Annotated in this window: 3 protein-coding genes; 2 read left to right on the top strand and 1 reads right to left on the bottom strand. The window is 66.3% G+C overall.

What is annotated here, in order from left to right; all coding sequences use genetic code 11:
* A partial coding sequence (locus JOY90_RS15520) for a [protein-PII] uridylyltransferase (RefSeq protein ID WP_291691999.1) occupies nucleotides 1–2,703 on the bottom strand: 2,703 nt, incomplete at its 3' end.
* A gap of 202 nt (nucleotides 2,704–2,905) precedes the next feature.
* On the opposite strand from JOY90_RS15520, the gene JOY90_RS15515 reads away from it, so the two are divergent.
* Together JOY90_RS15515 and JOY90_RS15510 are read left to right on the top strand one after the other, a co-directional pair.
* Entirely contained in the window at nucleotides 2,906–3,868 is a 963-nt protein-coding gene (locus JOY90_RS15515; RefSeq protein WP_291691998.1) for an aliphatic sulfonate ABC transporter substrate-binding protein, read from the top strand.
* A gap of 69 nt (nucleotides 3,869–3,937) precedes the next feature.
* Complete coding sequence (locus tag JOY90_RS15510) at nucleotides 3,938–4,780, top strand: ABC transporter permease (protein ID WP_291691997.1); 843 nt, start codon at nucleotides 3,938–3,940, stop codon at nucleotides 4,778–4,780.
* Nucleotides 4,781–4,803: the final 23 nt, after the last annotated feature.

Here is a 4,803-nt window from a genome sequence, read left to right as displayed (position 1 = left end):
GACCACGCGCTCGCCGAAGGTCGCGACGTGCGCCGACGTGATGTTGAGGCTGAGCTTCGACAGCGTCGCCGTCAGCTCGTAGAGCAGGCCGGGCCGGTCGAGGCCGGACACCTCGATCACCGTGTAGCGGTCGGACCATTGGTTGTTGATGGTCACTTCCGGCTCGATCACGAAAGGCCGCGCCTTGCTGCGCACCGTGCGCCGCGCCACCACTTCGGGCAGGCGGAGCTTGCCCTCCAGCACATCCTCGATCATCTCGCCGATGCGTGTGGCGCGCCGGCCCTCGTCCTCGTCGCGGTCGTATTCGCGCGAGATCGAGATGGTGTCGAGCGCGCGGCCGTCGGTCGTGGTGTAGATCTGGGCGTCGACGATGTTGGCGCCGGCGGAGGCACAGGCGCCCGCGATGATCGACAGCAGCCACGGATGGTCCATCGCGAAGATGGTGAGCTCGGTGACGCCGCGCGCCTCGTCGAACCCGACATTGATCGCGAGCTTGTGCCCGGCCTGCTCGCTGGCGCGCACGAAGCGGGCATGGCGGATCTTGCGGGGCAGCTCGACCTTGAGCCAGTAGGCGGGGTAATGCCGGTCGATATAGGCGTTGAGCTCGGCCTCGGGCCATTCCGAGAACGCGATGCGGAACTCCGCCTGCGCCGCCGCGATCCGCCGGGCGCGGTTGACCTCGGAGAAGCCGCCGGTCAAGACCGGCTCGGTCTCGTAATAGAGCGTGCGCAGCAGCTGCGCCTTCCAGCCGTTCCAGACGCCGGGACCGACGCCGCGAATGTCGGCGGTGGTCAGGATGGTCAACAGCTTCATCTGCTCGACCGACTGCACCACATTGGCGAAGGTCTCGATGGTCTTGTGGTCGGAGAGGTCGCGCGACTGCGCCATGGTCGACATCGTCAGATGCTGTTCGATCAGCCAGGCCACGAGCTCGGTGTCGGCCGGCGAGAAGCCGAGCCGCGGGCACAGCCGCCGCGCCACCTTGGCGCCCGCGATCGAGTGATCCTCGGGGCGGCCCTTGGCGACGTCGTGCAGCAGCACGGTGATGTAGATCACCGGCCGGTGCTCGGGGCGGATCTTGCGCATCAAATCGCTGGCGAGCGTGAACTCGTCGTTGCCGCCGCGCTCGATCTCCTGCAGGAAGCCGACGCAGCGGATCAGATGCTCGTCGACCGTGTAGTGATGATACATGTTGAACTGCATCATCGACACGATGCGGCCGAAGGCGCGGATGAAATGGCCGAGCACGCCGGTCTCGTTCATCCGCCTGAGCACGATCTCGGCGCCGTTGGAGGTCAGGATCTCCATGAACAGGCGGTTGGCTTCCGGGTTGTCGCGAAGCGCCGTGTCGATCAGCCGCAGCGAGCGCGTCACGGTGCGCATCGCGTCCGGATGGAAGGCGAGGTTGTTCTTCTGCGCCAGCCGGAAGATCCGGATCAGGTTGACCGGATCGTGCTTGAACACGTCGGGGCCGGCGAGGTTGATGCGGTTGTTGTCGACGATGAAATCGTCGCTGTCCGGCACACGCCGCCGCACCGTCGAGGGCCGCAGGCGGGCCATCATGCGCGACAGCACCGGCGCCGGCTTGGCCTGCTGGTCCTCGAGCTTGGCGCACAGGATCGCGGTCAGGTCGCCGACGTCTTTTGCAACGAGGAAGTAGTGCTTCATGAAGCGCTCGACGTCCTGCATGCCGGGATGCGAGGTATAGCCGAGCCGGACCGCGATCTCGCGCTGCAGGTCGAACGACAATCGCTCCTCGGCACGCCCGGCGAGGAAATGCAGATTGCAGCGCACCGACCAGAGGAAGTCGGCGCAGCGGCGGAAGATACGGTATTCGCGGGCGTCGAACACGCCGCGCTCGAACAGCTCGTCGGTGGTGCGCACGCGGTAGACGTATTTCGCGATCCAGAACAGCGTGTGCAGGTCGCGCAGCCCGCCCTTTCCGTCCTTGACGTTGGGCTCGACCAGGTAGCGCGACTGCCCGCCGCGGCGGTGCCGCTCCTCGCGCTCGGCAAGCTTGGCGGTGACGAACTCGGCGGCGGTGCCCTGCACCACCTCCTTGTCGAAGCGCTCCACCAATTCGTCGTAGAGTGGCTTGTCGCCGGTCAAGAACCGCGTCTCCAGGATCGCGGTGCGGATCGTCATGTCGCCGCGCGCCTGGCGGATCGATTCGTCGACCGAGCGGGTGGCGTGGCCGACCTTCAGCCCCATGTCCCACAGGCAATACAGGATCGCTTCGGCGACCTGCTCGCCCCAGGCGGTCTGCTTGTAGGGCAGGATGAACAACAGGTCGATGTCGGATTCCGGCGCCATCAGGCCGCGGCCGTAGCCGCCGGTCGCGACCACCGCCATGCGCTCGGCGCCCGAGGGGATCGGCGAACGGTAGAGATGGCGGGTCGCCGCCGAGAACACGATGCGGATGATCTCGTCCTGCACGAAGCACAGTCGCTCGGCGCAGCGGCGGCCATGGCGATCCTTCAAGAGCAGGCCTTGCGCGTTGGCGCGGGCCGCGAGCAGCTCGGCTTTGAGGAATTGCGCGACGCTGGAGCGGAACATGTCCTCGCGGCCGGCATGCTGTTCGGCGAGCGCGTCGACGGCGGCCGCGATCCGCTCCGAATCGAAGCCGGAATCGGCTTGGGGTTCGATCTTGGGTTCAATCTTGGGTTCGATCTTGGGCTCGGATTGAATGACGGCACTATCCATGACCTGACCGGATCTCGGAGCGGGTTGGGGGTGTCACGATAACATGACGGGCGAAGAGCGGTCTCATGCTGCGTTGGCGCGCTTTTGGGCAAGGCCGTTCTCGGCGCGCCGCTTCCTATGTACGGATTTTCCCATCCATCATTCTGTATAACGTCCTGAATTAAAAGATGGTTTGAGCGTCGCGCAGGGAAAGGGGCACTTCATGAGGAAATTGGCGTATCTGGCGCTGCTCGCGCTCGCCGTGATTCTGCCTGGCGCAGTGCAGGGGGCCGAGGTCAAGGAAATCCGCATCGACTGGGCGACCTACAACCCGGTGTCGCTGGTGCTGAAGCACAAGGGGCTGCTGGAGAAGGAATTCGCTAAGGACGGCATCGGCATCGTCTGGGTGCAGTCGGCCGGCTCCAACAAGGCGCTGGAGTTCCTCAATGCCGGCTCGATCGATTTCGGCTCGACCGCGGGCTCGGCGGCGCTGGTGGCGAGGATCAACGGCAACCCGATCAAGTCGATCTATGTCTATTCGCGGCCCGAATGGACCGCGCTGGTGACGACGAAGGACTCCAGGATCACGACGGTTGCCGACCTCAAGGGCAAGCGCGTCGCGGTGACGCGCGGCACCGATCCGCACATCTTCCTGGTGCGGGCGCTGCTCGGCGCCGGATTGAGCGAGAAGGACATCACGCCGGTGCTGTTGCAGCATGCCGACGGCAAGACCGCGCTGGTCCGCGGCGACGTCGACGCCTGGGCCGGGCTCGACCCGATGATGGCGCAGGCCGAGATCGAGGACGGCGCCAGGCTGTTCTACCGCAAGGCGGATGCCAACACCTGGGGCATCCTCAACGTGCGCGAGGATTTCCTCAAGGAGCATCCGGACCTCGTCCGCCGCGTCCTCGCCGCCTACGAGGAGGCGCGCAAGCAGTCGCTTGCGAACTACGACGAGCTGAAGAAGACCTTCGTGGCGGTGACGAAATTGCCCGAGAACGTCGTCGACAAGCAGCTCAAGGAGCGCACCGAATTGACCCATAGCCGGATCGGCGCGCCGCAGCGCGAGTCCATCCTTGCCGCCGGCCTGGCGCTGCAGGAGGCGGGCGTGATCGACGCCAAGGCCGACGTCAAAGCGGCGCTGGATTCGCTGATCGACGACCAGGTTCCGCTGCCGACGGATTGAGGAGAGCGGAGCGCGTGTCCTCCATTCGCCGCCTTGCAAATCCCGCGCGAGAAGCGTCTTGCTATGGTCATGACCGTCGAACTGCCGATCGAGCACGCCAACGCGGAAATATCGCCGACGCCATCCGCGCGGCCGTCCCGTTTCGTGCGACCGGCGCTCGGCCTCCTGCTTCCGGTGACGCTGGCGGCGGCGTGGGAGCTGATCGTCTGGCTTGGCTATTCCAACGGGCGCCTGGTGCCGCCGCCGAGCCGCGTGTTCGCGACCATCGTCGAACTCGCGCGGAGCGGCGAGCTTGTCCGGCACATCGCCGCGACCCTCACGCGCGTCGCGCTCGGCTTCGGCCTCGGCGTGCTCGCCGGCACGCTGCTCGGCGCCGTCTCCGGCTATTGGGCGATGGCGCGGCGGCTGCTCGATCCGTCAATCCAGGCGCTGCGCGCGATCCCCTCGCTCGCCTGGGTGCCGCTGTTCATCCTCTGGCTCGGCATTTTCGAGACCTCGAAGATCGTGCTGATCGCGGTCGGCGTGTTCTTTCCGGTCTATCTCGGTGTGATGGGCGCGATCCTGTCGGTCGACCGCAAGATCGTCGAGGTCGGCCGCGTCTATCGCCTCTCGGGGCCGGCGATGATCCGCCGCATCCTGTTGCCGGCGGTGCTGCCGGCCTATGTGGTCGCGCTGCGGGTCGGTCTCGGCCTGGGCTGGATGTTCGTGGTCGCGGCCGAGCTGATCGGAGCATCCGAAGGATTGGGCTATCTGCTGCTGGACGGCCAGCAGCTCGGCAAGCCGGCGCAGATTCTCGCGGCGATCGTGATCTTCGCGATTCTCGGCAAGGCCACCGACTGGCTGATCGAGATTGCCGCCGCGCCGTTCCTGCGCTGGCAGGACGCCTTCGGCCGGCAGGGTGGGGCTGCCTGATGCTCGCACTCGACCATGTCGGC

Source organism: Bradyrhizobium sp. (genome assembly GCF_019242285.1).
Taxonomy (GTDB): domain Bacteria; phylum Pseudomonadota; class Alphaproteobacteria; order Rhizobiales; family Xanthobacteraceae; genus Bradyrhizobium.
Note: the sequence above shows the minus strand (reverse complement) of the source record. Positions and strands in the feature narration are given on the sequence as shown.